General features: G+C 67.2%; 1 protein-coding gene. It reads right to left on the minus strand.

The window, feature by feature from the left end:
* On the minus strand, positions 1 to 1,059 hold a 1,059-nt coding region (locus B1L11_RS44535), incomplete at its 3' end, for an AI-2E family transporter (protein WP_079321122.1).
* Positions 1,060 to 1,357 lie beyond the last annotated feature (298 nt).

The following is a 1,357-nucleotide window of genomic DNA, read 5'->3' on the forward strand; positions in this document are numbered from 1 at the left end:
GTCGGGGTGGGAGGCCGGGGAGCGTTCGGGCAACCGGCCGGAGATGAGCGCGGCGGCCCAGGCGCCGTCCGGATCGCTGTCGACGAGCAGGGCACGGACGAGCAGGCTCAGCGGGATCGCCAGCAGCGCGCCGAGCGGACCGAGCACCCACGCCCAGACGATCAGCGAGAGGAACGTGGCCGTGGTGGACAGCCCCACGGCGTCACCCAGGAACTTCGGCTGGATGAACGACTGGATCACCACGTTGATCGCGATGTACGCCACGATCACCAGCAGCATCGTCTTGGGCCCGCCTTCCAGCAGCCCGAGCAGCGCCGGCGGGATGAGGCCCAGGATGAACCCGATGTTCGGGATGTAGTTCGTGATGAGGGCGAGCACCCCCCACAGCAGCGGGAGCGGCACGTCCAGCACGTACAACGCGATGACGTCCAGGACCGAGCAGATGAGGCCGAAGACGGTCGAGACGATCAGGTAGCGGCGGGTCCTGTACGTGAAACTCTTGAGCGCACGGGCGAGGGCGGGCCGTTCGGCCGAGGCGGCGTCCACGATCCGGGCGAACACGGGGGCGTCGAGGCTCATTGCCAGCAGCAGTACGACGATCAGGAACAGGCTCGACAGCACTCCCAGAAGGCTGCTCAACACGCTCTGCGCGACGCCGATCACTTTCCCGAAATCGAGCGACGACAGTGCCTTGTTGAGCTGTTCACTCCCATAGCCGAGGCCCGCCGCCCAGTGCTGAAGGTCGGCCACCATCGCGTTGAACTGGTCCGCGTACGTGGGAGCCAGGATGGCGAGCTGCGCGGCGGCGAGGCTGAGCACCGCGACCATGCCGAGCAGGACCAGCAGCACCACGGCGAGGGGAACGGCCACCTGCAGCCACACCGGAGACTTGTGGCGGGCCAGCCAGCCACGTATCGGGGAGACGGCGATGACGAGAGTCAGCGCCAGGACGACCGGGCCGACGATCGAGCCCACCGCCTGGATGCCGGCGAGGGTGATCACTGCGGCCGCGGCACAGACCAGCACGATCAGGGCACGAGGGAACCCCTGTCGAGTCACGTCCCGTTCCTACCCCTTCTCCTTGTGGAAAGGCTGTGCAAGGTGGATCAGTCGTAGCACGCCCCGGCCCCTACCCTTGCCCGCGCGGGTGAGTCGTGACGGGAATGAAGCCGGGCCGCACGCCGTTCGATTCGCACGGAACTTCCATCCTGTGGATGACCTGCGGGAATAGGCCACCGGCCGGGTGCGTTGGAGCTTACCCGGGCCAAGTCGCCGGCAGGCCCTGGTAATCTTGTGGTGTCGGCGCGGTTCGGCGCACTCCTCTTCGATCACTTCGGTGGTTGTCTTGTGTGTGCGG

Source organism: Microbispora sp. GKU 823 (genome assembly GCF_002027145.1).
Taxonomy (GTDB): domain Bacteria; phylum Actinomycetota; class Actinomycetes; order Streptosporangiales; family Streptosporangiaceae; genus Microbispora; species Microbispora siamensis.